Below are 17,722 nucleotides of genomic sequence, written 5' to 3'. Positions count from 1 at the left end.
TAGTGAAGGGATAGAAGAATATAAAGGGGGAAGGGATTTGAAGAAAAAACAGTTTATAATTGCGCTTTCGACAATGTTTTCTTTAACACTTACATCAGGTATTTCTAGTATTACAGTACATGCAGAAAAGAACGAAGAGAGTTCGATAAAATTTGCTTCGCTACCGTTAAATGGTAAAGTGCCAGAAACAATAGCCCAGTCGACCAGAATTGAGTTGGAAAATGGAATGACGAAACCTATTTATTCAATTGATGAGGCGATTGTAGAAAATTTATTTGTAGAAACTGAGATTGATAGTGACCGAGATGGGAAACAGGATCGTGTGTCGATAAAAGTAATGCGACCGAAAACAGAACTAGATGTGAAAGTTCCCGTTATTTATGAAATGAGTCCTTACCGGTCGGGAATAAATGATGTACCGGTTTATAATGTTGATGAAGAATTACATCCTACTGGAGGCAAACCTTATGCAGGACCAGCCAATCTCGGTTCATATGGAAATTACTATGTTCCTCGTGGATATGCGGTTATTTTAGGAGAAAGTATTGGTACTGGAAAATCAGACGGATGCCCAACAACTGGTGACGAACAAGAAATACTTGGCACAAAATCTGTCATTGATTGGGTAAATGGAAGAGCAAAAGCATTCACAGAAGATGGTAAGGAAATAAAAGCAGATTGGTCTACAGGAAATGTTGGAATGACAGGTGCATCTTATAATGGAACATTGCCGAATGCTGTTGCAACAACAGGGGTTGAAGGGTTAAAAACAATTATTCCAATCGCGGCAATTAGTAGCTGGTATGATTATTACCGTGCAAATGGGGCAGTTGTTGCACCAGGTGGTTACCAAGGTGAAGATACAGATAATATGGCAGAAGCAGTGCTATCACGAGAGAATCCTGAAGTTTGTCAAAAAATCACGAAAGAGCTAACTGATGGACAAGACCGAAAAACGGGAGATTATAATGATTTTTGGGACAAGCGTAACTACGTGAAGGATGCTAAAAATGTAAAGGCAAGTGTATTTATTGTACATGGTTTAAATGATTGGAATGTAAAGACAAAACAGTTTTCAGGGTGGTGGGAAGCTCTTGGAGAAAATAATGTTCCTCGCAAAATGTGGTTACATCAAGGGGGACATGGTGGAACATCAAGTAATAACTGGCAGCAAACACAAAATAAATGGTTCGATTATTGGTTATACGGAATTGAAAATGGAATTATGAACGAACCGATGGTAGATGTACAACGAGAAAATAAAACGTGGCAAAAACTAGAAAATTGGCCAGACCCTGCAGCGGCTCCATCTAAAATACGTATGCTTTTAAGTAATAAAGCAGTAGATTTACCGCTTCGAATGGGGGCGGTACAACAAGTGTCCTCATTATTAGATGATGCAAAAATAAAATCGAATCAATTAGTAGCAAATCCAGAATTAGAATCACCAAATCGGTTAGTATATGTAATGCCTAAGCTTGAAAAAGAAATGAGAATAAGTGGTACACCAAAAATTTCATTTAAGGGTAGTATTGATCGCCCCGTATCAAACTTAACTGCATTGCTTGTTGATTATGGTGGTGTAAAACCTGAAATTGTGACGAGAGGATGGATGGATCCACAAAACTTAAATGGAATAAACTCCTCAGAACCAATTATACCAGGAAAAGATTACTCATTTACATGGGACATGCAGCCGGATGATTATGTATTCCAAGCTGGGCATCAAATAGGAGTCGTATTAATTGCAAGTGACTATGACTATACAATTCGTCCAAAAGCAGGGACGAAACTTACGGTGAAATTAAGTGAATTAACATTGCCAATCGTAAAATAGAAGGAAGCCTCCGAATGTGGAGGCTTTTTTGTATTAGAAAAGGAAGGGATCTTAACATGAAATTGCCAAAAGGGTGTTATAAAGGGAATGGAAGAAGCGAAGGGAGTAGCTTTAACTAAAACATGCATGCCTTAGTTATATACTATGCTATTTTGAAATAATAACAGATTTATTATATAATATTTTCGTATTAATAATCGATAATTGTAATTTTAAAAATAAGGAGAATGTAATATCCCTATGAAAGATGTAGATTTTATACTAGAAAGTGATGAAACATTAAAACCATCTGAACGATTAGTATTATTACTATTGGAAAAACATAGGATTTTATATACAAATGATCTGCTAGCACTATCTAATTTATCATATAAAACATTAACAGATTCATTAACCGAGCTCGTAGTAAAATCATATGTATTAAAAGAGACAGGAAAGGGAAGAAGGCAAAATTGCTATAGGTTAATGTAAAGCTTATTACATTTATAAAAAAATATAAAACTAATGATTTTTCAAGTGAAATATAAAAATGATTTTTATATTTCACTTGAAAATATAATTCGAATAGAAAAATATCAATGGTGTTTTTATAGTAAACCCATTAACTATTTTCGTATTTGTAAAAATATATTCGAATTTTAAAAATGAAATAAATGCACTAAAACACGGGTATTTTTGTATTTTTTTATATAAACACGTTAAATTATTTTATGTAAAAATAAAAAGATAATTTAATTAAATCCTGAACGGTTCATTCTAAAGATGGGCCGTTTTTTATTGCAAAAATATTTTTAAATACGATAATTTGAAAATCAAATTAACATTTATAATATTATTATGTAAACTAATCGAGAGTAAAAAGGAATTCTCCATGTTCAATAGAATTATTTCATAGTTAGGAAATAAAATGAATCTATGTAAGGGGAAGATAACGATGAATCCAATTGTAGCAATTACAAATGCTGTAATGAATGGAGAACTAGAGAAGGTAGTGGAATTAATAAATGAAGATCAAAATCTGGTGCATGTTTATAGTGAAGATGGCTGGACACCACTGCATTTAGCAGCTTATTTTGGTCATAAGGAAATTGCGAGTTTTCTCTTGAAAAAGGGCGCTAATTTACATGTGAAAGCGAAGAATCAAAATGAAAATACATCTTTGCAAGCAGCGATTGCAAACAAGAAAATCGAAATGGCTACATTTTTAATTAAGCAGGGGGCAGATGTTAACGCTGTACAAAGTGGCGGTTGGACAGGACTTCATGAAGCGGCTTTATTAGGCGATGAAAAAATAGTAGCATTACTTATTGAAAATGGAGCAGATAAAAGTATTAAGAAAAATGATGGTAAAACAGCATATGATATCGCATTAGAAAAGGGATATCAGCATCTTCTACATCTTGTATAAAGAAAATTGAAAAAATACATATAAAAAAGGAAGAGATTATATGATAAACCACTGGCATGTGGGAATTTTTTTATTTGATGAAGTAGAAGTATTGGATTTTACGGGACCATTTGAAGTTTTTTCGGTTACAACAGAAGCAAATGGAGTTCATCCGTTCACTGTTCATACCGTCAGCCAAGAGGGCCAAATAATAACAGCAAGAAATGGCTTGAAAGTACAACCAGATTTTAGTATTAAAAATTTACCACCAGTTGATATTTTAATCATTCCGGGTGGATTAGGCGTTAGGGAATATGAAATGAAAAATGAGATTATTATAAGTTGGATCAGGCAGCAAATGAAAGAGGTAAAGTTAATGGCTTCTGTATGTACAGGGGCACTACTTCTTGCGAAAGCAGGTTTACTTGATTCAAGGAAGGCGACTACACATTGGGCGAGTATTGAAAGATTTAGAAATGAATTTCCAACTGTAGAAGTATTAGAGAATGTAAAGTTTGTTGATGAAGGACACATTATTACTTCTGGAGGAATTTCGGCCGGAATTAATATGTCATTTCATATAGTAAAAAATTTATTAGGGGTAGAAATTGCAGAAGCAACAGCAAAAAGAATGGAATATGATATTGAGCTGCGCAATTAGCTGAATATGAAAATCTTATGGATGTAATAGGATAAAAAAGATCAGTAACAATGAATTGCTACTGATTTTTTTGTTTAAAGCTCTAGTATATATGCTAACTCTTCTTCTAATAGAAGTGGTCGTACAGAAGCAGCTACATTTTCGGTGGCTTGATGAGCGGTTTTTGCTCCTGGAATAGCAACAGATACTGCAGGGTGTGATAGTACATAACGAAGAGCCACCTGTCCTAAAGTTCGGTTAGGATTTGAAAGAGATCTCAATTGTTCAACTTTTTGTAAATCATCTTGAAACCATGTTTCTTTTGGCCAATCTTGTCGTAAATCACCATCAGGAAATGTTGTTTGGTCAGTAAACTTTCCAGTTAATATCCCCATTTTTAATGGTCCACGAATGACAGCTCCTAAATTTTTCTCTTGTAAGTAAGGTAAAATATCATTTTCAGGTGCTCGGTTAAGTATGCTGTAGTCAAGTTGTACAACATCAATTTCACCGTATTGATTAAAATTTTTTATATATTGTAAATCATGGGTTGAAACACCAACAGCTCTTACTTTGCCATCACGCTTTAAAATTTCAAATGCGCGAAGAAATGCTTCTGTTTCTTCTTTTTTATCCCACCAAATATGACAAAAATAAACATCAATGTAATCTGTTTGCAGGCGAAGTAAGCTAGTTTCGAATACTGCAATTATTTTTTCTGCTGTATCATAGACAGGTTCTCTATCAGGATCATAGTGATGACCAATTAAACCGCCCTTTGTGGAAAGGATAATTTCATTTCGATGTTTTTTTATTACTTGTGCCACTAATTTTTCACTATGTCCTAATCCATACACATCAGCAGTATCGATAAAATTTACTCCATGCTCTATTGCTGTTTTCATAGCAGCAATAGAATGTTCATCATTGACAGGTCCCCATTCATCACCGCCGATTGCCCATGCTCCAAATCCAATTTCAGAAACAGTTAAACCTGTTTTTCCTAAGTCGCGGTATTTCATTTGTTTACCTCCTTAATAAAAGGAATTACTAATAAATTATTCACTGAAAAAGCAAATGTGTTTATGAGATCTTTTTGCCTAGCTTAAAAACATAAAACACCAATATATAGCACAAAATATAAAATTTTCATCTGAAATATAGAGATGTCGTCGAAAGGTATCTCTAATTGGTTAATTTATGAGATTTTTTTATGGAGGAGCTTATTTTACGTGAAGAGAATTTAGGTTAGTAAGAAAGTATGCCTGTGGTAGTGAAATAAAATGAGTTAGGGGGATTTAAAAAATGAGGAAACTCAAGAAAGTAAATGTTCCTAATACACTACAACAAACACAGTATAATGAATACCGAGTTATGAATAAGAGAAAATTGCGTCGGTTTATTTTAGCTTTTATTTTTATTTTTTCAGCAACTTTTTATGTTCAATATATTCTTACTAAGCAAGAAGAAATGATTGTAGAAAAGCGAGCTACAATCAAAAATCAACAAAAGCAATTAATTTCTATAAAAAAAGATTCCCGTTATTTAAAGAGTGAGGTTGCAAATTTGACTGATAATGAAGAAGAGATTTTAAAGTTTGCGAGAAAAGAGTATCAATTTTCTAAGCCGAATGAAACTATATTTGTATTACCTGAGTAGATAGCGTGTGTTAAAAACAGTTAGCAAAGAGCTAACTGTTTTTTTACACGCGCTTTGAATGAGTTGAGAGAAGAAAGCATAATGTCACTGATTTATGCCCTTTATAAAAAGATATGGATATATCGATAACTGCGAACAGTTTTTGTTGTTATAATTTTCAAAAAGGAGAGGGGAATATGAAAAAAACAGACTTTATATATGAATTAGAGAAACAAATTAAAAGTATAAATGGAGATGTAAGTGTCATGGTACAAGGGGAAATTATGTATCGGTACAATGAACAATTGATTCATCCGTCAGCTAGCCTTATTAAGTTACCTATTCTTTCATATGCTATAGAAACGATGAAGGAGGGTATTTTAAATTCATATGAGTTAATTTCTATTGCATCTCTTGAAAAAACTGGAGGAAGCGGTATAGTTGCTTCATTACGTACACCAAATATAACGATACAAGATCTTATTACATTGATGATTACAGTTTCTGATAACACTGCGACGAATTGGCTTATAAATAAGTTGAAAATGAATCATATTCAAAGACATATTGATTCACTACGGTTAAATGGGACGAAACTACAACGATATATGATGCAAGCACCTAAGGAACCGGGAAAGGATAATGTCACAACAGCTGAAGATATTGTATCTTTACTAAAGTACTATGAAAACGAAGAACAGTTTTATAAACCACTTCAAAATCAACAATTTACCTATAAATTATGTGGGAAGTTAGAGAGGGTTAAAGGGCTTTTAACAGCGAACAAAACGGGAGAACTGCAAACTGTTACACATGATGCTGCAAGACTGGACATAAATAACCGAATAGTATATGTAGCTGTTTTAAGTTCAAATGTTGAATGTGTACATCATACGAATTATATATTTTCAGAGATTGGAAGTTTAATTGTACAATATTTACTAAAATAAATATTGTTAAGATTCTGTAAATTGTATATAATATACAGTAAACGGATACATTTCTTAATTAACGATGAGTCTTTAGCTTATTCGACTGTTAAGAAAACCGTTATCCTCGTATAGGAAAGGAAGATATATGTGTATGCTTCTAATACGATTTACATCGAAGGGGACGCTAAAGCACCTCAAAATAATCCTATTACAGAAAAGTTTAAAAGCTACTTTGTTGCGTTTGTTGTAGAAAAAGATACAGGGAAAATTGTGGATGCGGATTGTTCAGCAACCATTGCATTAACGAGCCAATTTGTAAAACATTTATTTTTACATAGAAATATGAATGACCCACAATTAGTAGAAGAGATTAGAAATCGGTATTTCGGATCTTCTCAAAAAGCATTGCTTGTAGCATTAAAAGATGCACAAAAAAAATATAATCAAATCGCTGCTTTGTCTACACATTCATAGACAAAATCCAGCCATAAGAGTCGTTCTTATGGCTGGATTTTTTTATTGGACAGAAAGGATGAATGAAAATGAAAATCATGGATCTAACGTTAAAACGGCGCTATATCAAGCTTCATACACCGTTTAAAACAGCATTGCGCACTGTAACTGAAATTGAAAGTATTGATGTTTTTATTCACACAGATAAAGGTATTGTAGGAAAAGGAGCTGGAGCTGCGACTCCAGTTATTACTGGGGACTTTGCGAGTGGAATGGAAGAGGCTATTTTAGGACCGATTCGCTCTGTATTAATCGGGAAAGAATTGCAGCAATTTCAAACATTACTGTTACAAATTCAAATGAGCTGTGTAGGAAATACGAGTGCGAAGGCAGCGGTAGATATGGCGTTATATGATGTATATTGTCAACTTCATAATATGCCATTATATGCGTTACTTGGTGGAAAGAAAGAGATTCGAACAGACATTACAGTAAGTGTTGATGAGCCTTTATTAATGGTCAAAGAAGCAAAAAATCATGTAGAAAAAGGATTTCACATATTGAAAATTAAAGTTGGTAAATCAGCCGATCTGGATTTAGAGCGTATTGAAGCAATTAGAAATAGTGTACCGAAGGATGTTACTTTGCGCTTAGATGCAAATCAAGGTTGGAGTCCAAAAGAAGCTGTCGCGATTATTCGGGAAATGGAAAATAGAAAATTAAATATAGAATTTGTAGAGCAACCCGTTCATGCGAAAGATTGGGAAGGAATGAAATATGTAAAAGATCATGTACAAACACCAATTATGGCTGATGAAAGTGTTTTCTCAGCGCAGGACGCTTTAAAGCTTGTTCAAGGACAGTATGCTGATCTATTAAATATTAAATTAATGAAATGCGGCGGGATACGGGAAGCGTGGAAGATTGCTGATATCGCCGGCGCTGCCGGTGTAAAATGTATGGTTGGCAGCATGATGGAATCATCGCTTTCCGTAACAGCAATTGCACATGTAGCAGCCGCTCATCCAAATATTCATTACTTTGATCTTGATGCTCCTTTATGGTTAATGGAAGAGCCGAGCGGAATCACATATAACGGACCAAAGGTAAACCTGTATCATGCAGTGAATATAAAATAAAATTCCAGCAGAAGGGTTTTCTTTGAAGTCACGATTTTTTTGAACAGGGAGAAATATTAATAAAAGGGGGATGTGTTTATGAGGAAAGTCATTACTATGTTTTTTAGTTGCTTGTTAGTATTTTCATCTTTTTCTGTAGCGAATGCTGAAGAGGTAAAAGGTAATCAAGCATATGTAGATGTAGCGGCTGCAACATTATGGACTGGGCCCAATTTGCTTCGTCCTATTGACGAGCCAAGTGCAACGAATCCTGTTGATTTATGGAAATGGACGAAATCAATGACGCTTGATGAAAAGCTTTGGTTAACAAGTACAAATAAATTAGAAACACAAGCTTTATTGGGGCAGGAAGTAACAATCATTGATCGGCAAGGTGAGTGGGCAAAAGTAGTTGTTCATGGTCAGCCAACGCCAAGAAATGAGGCTGGTTATCCAGGATGGGTTCCAGTAAAACAGCTAACCTACAATCAAGAATTTGCAGAAAAAAAGGAGCAACCATTCGTTCTAATTACAAAGCCGACAGCTATTTTATACATTAATCCATCTGATAAATATAAATCTTTAGAGGTTAGTTATAACACACGTTTACCACTAATAAGTGAAGATAATATGTCGTATCGAGTATTATTACCAAACGGACAAAAAGCATGGTTACGGAAAAATGACGGAAAAGTATATAAATCACAAAATGATATTCCTATTCCAACGGGTGATGATTTAGTGAATACAGGGAAACTATTTTTAGGGTTACCGTATATATGGGCTGGAACAAGTGGTTTTGGATTTGATTGTTCGGGCTTCACACATACGATTTACAAATCACATGGTATCACAATTCCGCGGGATTCAGGTCCACAATCAAAAGCGGGGATTGCTGTTGAAAGAGAAAACTTGCAAAAAGGTGATTTAATATTCTTTGCGTACAATCAAGGAAAAGGGAGTGTTCATCACGTGGGCATGTATATTGGAGATGGAAAAATGATTCATTCTCCAAATGCAGCAAAAACAGTTGAAATTATTCCTGTAAACACCCCGGGTTACATTGAAGAATATGCAGGAGCACGTCGTTATTTACCTTAATAAGAGAGTAATAGAACAATAATACAAGGGGGTTTTCGAATGAACAAAGTTGTTCGTTTTTCATTTGTTAGTACGTTACTACTTTCTTCATTTTTAGCTGGTTGTGGAAAAGAAAAAACGACTACAAAACCAAAAGAAGAGAAGAAAATATTGCAGTTAACTGAGACAGGAGAAATTCCATCATTAAATTCCTTAAAAGTAACGGACGCTGTTGCATTTAATGTATTAAATAATGTAATGGAAGGATTGTTTAGACTTTCAAAAAACGATGAGGTCATTTCTGGTATTGCACAAAAGTATGAGGTTAGTAAAGATGGAAAAACATATACATTTCATTTACGTGATGCGAAATGGTCTAATGGTGATTCTGTAACAGCACATGATTTTGTATATGCTTGGAAACAGCTTGTTAATCCCGAAACTGGCTCTGAATATGCATATATCATGTATGACGTGAAAAATGCAGAAAAGATAAACAAGAAGCAAATGGGGCTGGATGAATTAGGGATAAAAGCTCAAGATGATAAAACGTTTACTGTAGAGTTAGAACATGCTGTCCCGTATTTTACAAAATTACTTTGTTTACCATCCTTTTATCCAATTAACGAAAAGTACGCAAAAAAACAAGGAGATAAATATGGTTTGGAAGCGAATACAACTCTATATAACGGGCCATTTACATTGTCAGAATGGAAGCATGAAGCAAGTTTCACTATGAAGAAAAACAATCAATATTGGGATAAAAAAGAAGTGAAATTAGATGAAGTAAATTACCAAATTGTTAAAGAAATTTCGACGGTAGTAAATCTATATCAAACAGATAAAATTGACCGTGCAGTTATTTCGACAGAATTTGTTGATAAATATAAAAATGATAAAGAATTAAAACAATATACAGATCCGGTTATGTATTTCTTTCGTTTTAATGAAAACGTGCCAATTCTAAAAAATAAAAATGCTCGTCTTGCACTTAGTATGGCTTTTGATAAAAAGGGACTTGCGACTTCATTTTTAAACGATGGATCAGTACCTGCCAACTACTACGTTCCAAATGGCTTCTTGAAAGGGCCGGATAAAAAAGATTTCAGGGAAACAACGACAGAGTTTAATAAAACGAATGTAAAACAGGCAAAGGAATATTGGGAAAAGGCGAAGCAAGAAACAGGAATGAATGAAGTTACGTTAGAAATGCTAAACTATGATTTAGATAACTTTAAAAAAGTAGGAGAATTTATTAAAGAAGAATTGGAGAAAAACTTACCAGGATTAACCGTGAAAGTGAAGTTACAACCACACGCTCAGAAACTAGCATTAGAGAAAAAGAAAGAATATGAAATGTCATTATCACGTTGGTTACCGGATTATCCAGATCCAATGACGTACTTAGAAGTATTTATTTCAGAAAGTGGCGTCAATAATACAGGCTATGCCAATCCAGAATATGATGCATTAATTAAAAAGATAAAAATGGAATTAGGAAATGACGAAAAGGCACGTTGGAAAGCGATGCAAGATGCAGAAAAAATGCTACTTGATGAAGCGGTAATTGCACCGGTGTTCCAGCGAGGATTATCTTATTTACAAAAGCCATATGTAAAAGATTTATATGTACATCAATTTGGGCCAGCAACTAGCTTGAAATGGGCAGATGTGAAAAAATAAAAATGAAGTATAGAAAAAACAGACTTCGGTTGAACGATAGTCTGTTTTTTCTATAAATATATATCGTTGTTTTAGGATTTATAATATAAAATGAAAGAAAATTCATGATATAATTTAACGAAGTAAACTTATTATGAAGGGGAAGAGAATATGTCAATCCAGGTCAATGACAAATCAATTCGTACAGAAAGACTTTTAATGAGAAGACCTACTTTAGAAGATATTGATGCATTCCATCAAATTGTGAAAAACGATGAAGTTGGTAGATGGCTTGCAGTATCTAGAGGGATGTTAAGGGAAGAAGCCAAGCAGTATGTTGGAAAAATCATAGAACATTGGACTGAAAATGGTTTTGGTGTGTGGTTCCTATTTCATAAAACAACGGGAGAACTAGTGGGGCATTGTGGTTTAAGATATATCGATGAAACAAGAGATGTGGAGATTATGTACCTTCTTGATCCGAAGTTTTGGGGAAACGGGTTTGCTACAGAGGCTGCTCATGCATCGATTCAATATGTATTTCATGATTTGAAGGTTCAAAAATTAATCGCCAGAATTAAAAGTACAAATGAGAAATCGAAGAATGTTTTAGAAAAGATTGGATTTACATACACGCACGATGTAGATTATGATGGACGTCAATTATCATATTATGAATTTAAGAATGTATTTCAATAAAAATTGATTAGTATGTAGGACAAACATAAAAACAGGAACAGCTTTTTGAAGCTGCTCCTATTTTTAATATAAAGGGTTTTGTTGTGGACAATTTGGAAAAGGATGTATATCTTGAATTTGTCTAAAATCATAATGTTTCATTGCAAATTGCGCTTGATATAAGTATTCATACAAATAAATATGTCCACCGTGTACACCACATAAGACTCCAGATGTTCCTTGACCGTTTACTAAAGAAACTCCGACAGGCTTACCGATTAAATATTGAACTTTTTGTTGCCAATGCATGTGTAAATTCCTCCTTTTACGATAATATACGAACTTAGGAAAGGAATGGTTGCTTATCCGTTTGCTTTTACTTAATGCAGGAGGATTTTCTTATACGGTCTAGAATAAGTCGATGTGAATGACATATGGTAATGAAAATTAAAGAACAAGGAGAGGCTCATGAGTAAAGAATCTATTTTGAAGGAAAAGTTAAGTTTAATAGAATGGTGCAAGGGATTAAAGAGTTTACCTGATGATATATGGTTTAAAGCATTTCGAAATGGTTCCTGGGGAATTGCAGATGTTATTTCGCATTTTATAATTTGGGACGAGTTTTTAATTCAACATAGGGTATCTTATTTCATACATTTAGAAAGCCTACCGAATGTTTCAAATGATGTCGAGAAAATGAATAATAGTGCTATTCAATATGCAAGATCTGGTATTTCAAAAGTTGGGATAATTAATCAATTTGCTCTTACAAGAGAGCGTTTAGTCAGTCTTATAAAAGAGATTCCTGGTCAAAATTTTAATAATGATTATCAATTCGGAAAAGAAAGTATGAAGTTAAATGATTATTTTTTGATTCTTGTTCAACATGATTTGAAGCATAAAAAAGAAATCATTGATTTTTTAGAAAGTAACCAGATTCAATTATAAAAGTATAGCGACTTAAAAACACCATCAATTCAGTTGATGGTGTTTTTTAAGTCGTTATCTTAAGTGATTCATTTAACCAAGTTTTCTTCGTTTTTTAAACCATATTTTTAAAGTGAAATATAAAACAATTAATATGACTCCACCAATAGCGAACGATGTCACATATGGTCCAGCTACTTCGTTAATATTACCCCAATTTTCTCCTAGCTTTTCGCCTAAATAGATAAAGATGATAGACCATGGAATAATTGCAAGAGCTGTAAGTGTAATAAAGCGTATAGGTGACATTTTAGTAATTCCGGCAGGGATCGAAATGGCATGGCGAACGACTGGAATGAATCGTGCTGTGAAAATAACACCGGTTCCATAGCGGTTAAACCATGCTTCTGCGGCATCAATTTGTTTTTTATGGATGAAAATGTATTTACCATAGCGCTCTAGTACAGGTCTTCCCCCGTAACGCCCGATCCAATAAATAAAGATTTGGGCGATAACACCACCAATCGTACCAAATACAACGGCTCCTACAAATGAGATGTTTCCTGAGAATACTAAATAACCTGCATAGGCGAGAACGATTTCGCTTGGGATAATCTCAATCATAAGTCCAAGCATAACGCCCCAATAACCAAGGCCTTCTAAAAATGATAATACGGAATGAATAAAACTACCTAACATGTTGCACCTTCTAGTCCATAAATTTTTAAAAATTGTAAGAGGTGAAATGCCACTTACTGTTTAGGGAAATAATATATAATTGATTTCTCATATATAAATTATACATCAAACGTTTACCGTATAGCTATTTTAAGGTTTTTACGTATTTGTGAAAGATAGTGTTAGTACGATCCTGTTTCTAATCTTTATAGTAAGGTATACAAATTGGAATTTCATGAAGAGACAATAAAAAGTATATTAAAAATTTCTCATACTTGAAGGAGAATGAAGTTTTAAATAAACAGAAAATTCGATATAATATAATAGAAATTTTATTATTTGAGGAGGGGGAAACTGTGCAGATTACAGATTCAATTTATGGAAGGGTTTCGATTCAAGATAGAGATATCATTGAATTAATAAAGACAAAAGCATTTCAAAGATTGGCTCATATTAAACAGCAAGGACATACATATTATTTACATCTGAATGCAACACATACAAGGATAGAACATTCTATAGGGGTATATGTACTTGTAAATAAAGTTATAACGCATCTTACTACAATCAGTGACATTGATTTGACAGAATATGAGCAGAAAGTTGTTTCTATAGTAGCTCTTCTTCATGATATTGGGCATGGTCCATATTCACATTGCTTCCAACGAATATCTGGTCAAGATCATGGTGAGTGGACGATACAGATTATTCAAGAAGATAGAGATGTACGTACTATCTTAGAACGGACACCTAATTTATTAGAAGATGTAATCAAAGCCTTGTCAGAAGAAAATAGTTTTCCAATTATCGATGAACTCTTGTTTTGTTCATTGGGTATGGATCAGCTTGATTTTTGGAATCGTGATTTATATTATTCATCACTACAAGTAGAAAGAATTCCAATTGAGAAACTCATTTCTACTATGCGTATGGTGAATCAAAAGCTTGTCATTGAAGAATCTGGAGTACCGTATATAGAGCATTTAGTAAAGGTGAAAAGCGCTCTTTATCATAATGGATTTGGTCATCCATTTGTAGTGGGAAAAGATTTATTATTTCAACTTATTTTTCAGAAGATAAAAGAAGATAACATTTCATTTTATAGCCCACTATTACAAAACTTTTTTCAAAAAAGAGAAAAAGAATTAGAAGTAAAAGATTTTGTCCCTTTAGTTGATGAGGTTATTTTAAATGAAATGAAGTATTTTGCAGTATCGGAACATGAGCAATTAGCAGAGTTATCTCAATTATATCTTTCAAAATCACGAAGTTTAGATTGGGAATCGGGATTAGAAGGTGATTTTGCATGTTATAAAAAAGAAGTTCGATATATATCGGAAGTTATGAAGGAAAAGAAAGGGTATAGTTCATACATAGGTGGTATTTATATAAATAAAAATTCGCATTCCATGGATATTTTAGAGCTATCCAAATACATTCAAGAAATGGTCGCTTTGCCAAAAAGAGAGTATATGTACTATTTATAATAAGAAAGAAAAAAAGAGAAGCGAATTTCGCTCCTCTTTTTTATGGTTTCACATCTAAATTTTGTAGAAATAATGTTGCCGATACATAGCGTTTTGCCAACATTTGTACATATGCGGTATGTACAGAGAGCGTTGCGATAATAATCGCATTACGAATGGCTTCCCGTTGTTCATTGTTGATTTGGTCAAATTTACTTGCGATTTTATCTGCTTTTTCTTTTACAATATTTTCAATTGTACGAATGGTATCAGTCGCGTTTAATTGTAAACAACCACCCTGATTCAACTCTTCAAATAAAGAGGAGTAAGCAACGTATAGATGAACAGGATTAATTAAATCATCACTTCGATCGGCTGGATCATTTACAATAAGTCTTAATAACTTACGTATAGATTCAAAGTCTAGTGCAGTTTTCAAATCTTCTACAATAAATAATAATGCTGCTTGTTCAATTGAATATTTTTTTCCTTTTTGTGGTGAACCGATCATTTCTTTTATATCTCGTTTTACCCAGTTTTGCATAGCTGTTACCGAAAAACTGGTGTTTTCAATTTGATTACCAAGCGCAACAATCTCATTTAATGAAAAACCAATATCTGTATCTTCAATTTTAATTAGTTTTTCAAAAATAGGTGAAAGAGCGGTTGTAATAAAAGCTGTAACACTTTGACCACACTCAATATCTTTTTTATGTGACTTTGCCCAAGCTTCTTGCAAAATAACGAGAGGCCTTTTTGTATTCCATCCTCTAAGAGAAAGAAGGAGCGTCGCCATTTCGTTTCGTGTGAGATGAAATGTTTCCATCTTTTCACCTCCAAAATTATAAAAGTTCTTATGAACTTATATTATGTTTAGTTGCTTGTAAAGTCAATTCTGTTTTTCTTTATTTTTCCTGTTAACTTAAGTTTTTTTAAATTATTAATAAAGTTAAGTAAATAACGCTTGCTTATTTCAACAAAAGTTCATATAATAAGTTCATAAGAACTTTTTATTTAACTTTAAAATAAATCTATCATTCTTATTTTAGAGAAAGATAGATTTCACATATATCTATAGTAAAAGGAGACTGGATATACTATGTTGAAAAAACTCGTTACAGTAATGACTGCATTTATGGTTGTTTTTGGAGCTAGCAGTTTTGTTTTCGTAGATCATGCAGCAGCGAAGAGTTACAAATCAGGTAAAAAATCATTTACACCAAGTTCAGGACAGAATTCGAAAGTGGATTTAAACAAAAAAGATTCTAATGTGAATGCACAGAAAACAAACCCTGATTCAAAAACAAAAGCATCAAACACAGCACCAAAGAGTAATAAAGGAAGCTTTATGAAAGGTTTATTACTAGGTGGTCTTGGTGGTTTATTAATGGGAAGCTTATTTGCAAACATGGGAGCACTTGGTTCTGTGTTAGCGTTCATGGTAAATATGTTAGTAATGGCTGGTATCGTCATGTTAGCGATTCGAGCATTTAAATATTTCAAAAATCAACGTAAGAAACAGGCGGAAGAAGCAGTATGGAAACGATAAAAATCTCTGAACAAGAGCTTATAAATGCACTATGTGTATATATTGCAGAAAAGCGTCAAGTTGGTCCAGAAGCAGTTTTAGTTGAATTGATGTATGATGATGACTATGGTTTTTCTGCTGAAGTAGAAGTAAATGGTCGCCAGCAAATTTTAATTCAAGCAAACTTAATTGAAGCACTTCGCTTATGGCTTGATAGGGAATACAATATCAATCCATTTGCAGCAAGATTACAACTTGAATTAGATGATGATGAAGGTATTTTCGCATTAGCGACTTTAAATAACTCGGATGAGTAATAAAGAGGGCTGTTGAGAGTAATCTCGCCAGCTCTTTTTTAGTATGTATATTTTAAAATGAAATAAACCTGGAACTTGAAAGCGGAGAGGATCGAATTCATTTTTTATGCTTATGAACCTTTAGGTATGTTGCAATTACAGATGGGTATTATACTGAGATCCAATGGGGAAGGCTACAAATAATTATTTAGAGCATCTATAAGGAAGGAAAAGAAAGCAAAGGTGAATGCCTTTGCTTTTTTGATGGAATCTTGGTGATTGAAGGATAGGAAGTATGGCTTAACTTAACTTTCTTGCAAATTTACTTTTAATAAAATCTGCTTAAAAAATGTTGAAGGATTATGAAAGTCAGAAAAAAGCAGGATGTGAAGGCATTGAATTTTGGGAAGAAAAATGTAAAGAACTAGAAAGAAATAGTGCTAAGGAAAAAGTTACGATTGATCAAAGTGTAAAGTTTTGATTCTGAAAATCCCTTCTGTTTTAAAATATATGATTATAAAAGTGATTGGAAGAAAGAATGAAGCACATTGTTAAAATGATCAGTTTCTTCTAGAAATGGACAATGACAGCTGTTTTCGAAAATAACAAGCTTAGAATTATGGATATGTTCATGCAGATGTTCGCCCGCAGCTACTGGAATTAATTTTTCTTCTCTACCAAAGCAAAGTAAAGTTGGTTTGGTAATTGACTTTAATTCTTCACGGTAATCAACAACAGATTGATCAAACAAAATAGCACTCGCAATAGAAGCTGGAACTTTTGTTACTTCTTCAAGCATCCAAGTTGCATCTTCTGTAGAAAGAGGATTTTTAAACATGAGAGGGATAAACCCCTTTAGAAACTCCGCTTGATTTGTTTGAACTTCTCTCATGAAGTGAATGAGTGTTGCGAAATCAAAGGCACCAATAGGGAAATCAGGCCATTTAAAATCAGACGCTAATTCATCTATAATAACAGAACCTTTAATATTTTGTTCTCCAAATTGCTTTATATATTCCCATACAACAAATGCTCCCATCGACCAACCTACTAAGATAACATCTTTTAATGATAAGCTTTCTATAAAAGCGTGTACATCATGGGCATAGTTTGCAATTGTATGTCCAGTTTCAATATGAGGAGAGCGCCCATGACTTCGTAGATCAATCGAGATCGCACGATATTTTTCACTGAAATAAGGAATTTGTTTATGAAAAAAACGGCTGCTCATCCAAACACCGTGGAGAAAAAGAATAGGTGTACCTTTTCCTTGTTCTTCGTAATATAATTCAACACCATTTTCAAGCTTTATAATAGGCATAATAATAAACCTCCTTTTCATGATTTTATTCGTTTTTCCAAATTTTTTTCCTTTTAATATAGGAGAAGAGGGATGTTTTTT

General features: G+C 33.4%; 20 protein-coding genes and 1 pseudogene. 16 read left to right on the top strand and 5 right to left on the bottom strand.

Translation table 11 applies throughout. The features are described from left to right. Positions 1–37: 37 nt before the first annotated feature. From QRY57_RS14415 to QRY57_RS14400, 4 genes are all read left to right on the top strand, one after another. Positions 38–1,837, top strand: a complete 1,800-nt coding sequence (locus QRY57_RS14415; protein WP_286015346.1) for a Xaa-Pro dipeptidyl-peptidase — start codon at positions 38–40, stop codon at positions 1,835–1,837. A 240-nt stretch (positions 1,838–2,077) separates the two neighbouring features. Further along, on the top strand, positions 2,078–2,308 hold the full coding sequence (locus QRY57_RS14410) for a hypothetical protein (RefSeq protein ID WP_003198034.1): 231 nt from the start codon (positions 2,078–2,080) through the stop codon (positions 2,306–2,308). Positions 2,309–2,771: 463 nt separating this feature from the next. Next, entirely contained in the window at positions 2,772–3,245 is a 474-nt protein-coding gene (locus tag QRY57_RS14405) for an ankyrin repeat domain-containing protein (protein WP_286015345.1), read from the top strand. A 40-nt stretch (positions 3,246–3,285) separates the two neighbouring features. Continuing rightward, complete coding sequence (locus QRY57_RS14400; RefSeq protein WP_090690030.1) at positions 3,286–3,885, top strand: DJ-1/PfpI family protein; 600 nt, start codon at positions 3,286–3,288, stop codon at positions 3,883–3,885. 74 nt (positions 3,886–3,959) lie between these two features. Here QRY57_RS14400 and QRY57_RS14395 read toward each other — a convergent pair whose 3' ends face one another. After that, positions 3,960–4,886, bottom strand: coding sequence for an aldo/keto reductase (locus tag QRY57_RS14395; protein ID WP_286015344.1), 927 nt, complete (start codon positions 4,884–4,886; stop codon positions 3,960–3,962). 283 nt (positions 4,887–5,169) lie between these two features. On the opposite strand from QRY57_RS14395, the gene QRY57_RS14390 reads away from it, so the two are divergent. The 7 genes from QRY57_RS14390 (at position 5,170) to QRY57_RS14360 (ending at position 11,446) form a co-directional block, all read left to right on the top strand. Beyond that, entirely contained in the window at positions 5,170–5,523 is a 354-nt protein-coding gene (locus QRY57_RS14390) for an FtsB family cell division protein (protein ID WP_286015343.1), read from the top strand. Between the two features lie 176 nt (positions 5,524–5,699). Next, positions 5,700–6,452, top strand: coding sequence for a serine hydrolase (locus tag QRY57_RS14385; RefSeq protein ID WP_286015342.1), 753 nt, complete (start codon positions 5,700–5,702; stop codon positions 6,450–6,452). Positions 6,453–6,581: 129 nt separating this feature from the next. After that, positions 6,582–6,908 carry a DUF3870 domain-containing protein gene (locus QRY57_RS14380; RefSeq protein ID WP_286015341.1) on the top strand — a complete coding sequence of 109 codons (327 nt, stop codon included), beginning with the start codon at positions 6,582–6,584 and terminating at the stop codon, positions 6,906–6,908. Between the two features lie 68 nt (positions 6,909–6,976). After that, positions 6,977–8,026 (top strand): dipeptide epimerase, encoded by a 1,050-nt coding sequence (locus QRY57_RS14375; protein ID WP_286015340.1) that lies wholly within the window; start codon positions 6,977–6,979, stop codon positions 8,024–8,026. Positions 8,027–8,104: 78 nt separating this feature from the next. Beyond that, positions 8,105–9,106 carry a C40 family peptidase gene (locus QRY57_RS14370; RefSeq protein ID WP_286015339.1) on the top strand — a complete coding sequence of 334 codons (1,002 nt, stop codon included), beginning with the start codon at positions 8,105–8,107 and terminating at the stop codon, positions 9,104–9,106. Between the two features lie 39 nt (positions 9,107–9,145). Further along, positions 9,146–10,768 carry a peptide ABC transporter substrate-binding protein gene (locus tag QRY57_RS14365; RefSeq protein ID WP_286015338.1) on the top strand — a complete coding sequence of 541 codons (1,623 nt, stop codon included), beginning with the start codon at positions 9,146–9,148 and terminating at the stop codon, positions 10,766–10,768. Positions 10,769–10,918: 150 nt separating this feature from the next. Further along, positions 10,919–11,446 carry a GNAT family N-acetyltransferase gene (locus tag QRY57_RS14360; protein WP_286015337.1) on the top strand — a complete coding sequence of 176 codons (528 nt, stop codon included), beginning with the start codon at positions 10,919–10,921 and terminating at the stop codon, positions 11,444–11,446. Positions 11,447–11,509: 63 nt separating this feature from the next. Here the strand turns inward: QRY57_RS14360 and QRY57_RS14355 are convergent, their stop codons facing one another. Beyond that, entirely contained in the window at positions 11,510–11,734 is a 225-nt protein-coding gene (locus tag QRY57_RS14355) for a hypothetical protein (protein ID WP_090689726.1), read from the bottom strand. Positions 11,735–11,893: 159 nt separating this feature from the next. Between QRY57_RS14355 and QRY57_RS14350 the strand changes: the two genes are divergently transcribed. Beyond that, a complete protein-coding gene (locus tag QRY57_RS14350) occupies positions 11,894–12,373 on the top strand; it encodes a DinB family protein (protein ID WP_286015336.1) in 480 nt (159 codons plus the stop codon). A gap of 72 nt (positions 12,374–12,445) precedes the next feature. Here the strand turns inward: QRY57_RS14350 and uptA are convergent, their stop codons facing one another. Next, complete coding sequence (gene uptA, locus QRY57_RS14345; protein WP_026591023.1) at positions 12,446–13,051, bottom strand: undecaprenyl phosphate transporter UptA; 606 nt, start codon at positions 13,049–13,051, stop codon at positions 12,446–12,448. Between the two features lie 335 nt (positions 13,052–13,386). On the opposite strand from uptA, the gene QRY57_RS14340 reads away from it, so the two are divergent. Further along, entirely contained in the window at positions 13,387–14,517 is a 1,131-nt protein-coding gene (locus QRY57_RS14340; protein ID WP_286015335.1) for an HD domain-containing protein, read from the top strand. Between the two features lie 40 nt (positions 14,518–14,557). On the opposite strand, the gene QRY57_RS14335 is transcribed toward QRY57_RS14340, so the two are convergent. Then, the gene (locus QRY57_RS14335) at positions 14,558–15,322 is read right to left on the bottom strand and encodes a DUF1836 domain-containing protein (RefSeq protein WP_090689717.1); all 765 of its coding nucleotides are present in this window, start codon (positions 15,320–15,322) and stop codon (positions 14,558–14,560) included. A gap of 273 nt (positions 15,323–15,595) precedes the next feature. Here QRY57_RS14335 and QRY57_RS14330 point away from each other — a divergent pair, with 273 nt between their 5' ends. The 3 genes and pseudogenes from QRY57_RS14330 to QRY57_RS14320 form a co-directional block, all read left to right on the top strand. Further along, positions 15,596–16,045, top strand: coding sequence for a hypothetical protein (locus QRY57_RS14330; RefSeq protein ID WP_026591020.1), 450 nt, complete (start codon positions 15,596–15,598; stop codon positions 16,043–16,045). Beyond that, complete coding sequence (locus QRY57_RS14325; protein WP_286015334.1) at positions 16,033–16,341, top strand: YxcD family protein; 309 nt, start codon at positions 16,033–16,035, stop codon at positions 16,339–16,341. Before QRY57_RS14330 ends, QRY57_RS14325 begins: the two co-directional genes overlap by 13 nt. 244 nt (positions 16,342–16,585) lie before the next feature. Then, positions 16,586–16,801: pseudogene (locus QRY57_RS14320) on the top strand (alanine:cation symporter family protein); the annotation flags it as partial. A 33-nt stretch (positions 16,802–16,834) separates the two neighbouring features. Here QRY57_RS14320 and QRY57_RS14315 read toward each other — a convergent pair. Beyond that, positions 16,835–17,641, bottom strand: a complete 807-nt coding sequence (locus QRY57_RS14315) for an alpha/beta fold hydrolase (RefSeq protein WP_286015333.1) — start codon at positions 17,639–17,641, stop codon at positions 16,835–16,837. Positions 17,642–17,722: the final 81 nt, after the last annotated feature.

This window comes from Bacillus arachidis (genome assembly GCF_030285945.1).
Lineage (GTDB): Bacteria > Bacillota > Bacilli > Bacillales > Bacillaceae_G > Bacillus_A > Bacillus_A arachidis.
Note: the sequence above shows the minus strand (reverse complement) of the source record. Positions and strands in the feature narration are given on the sequence as shown.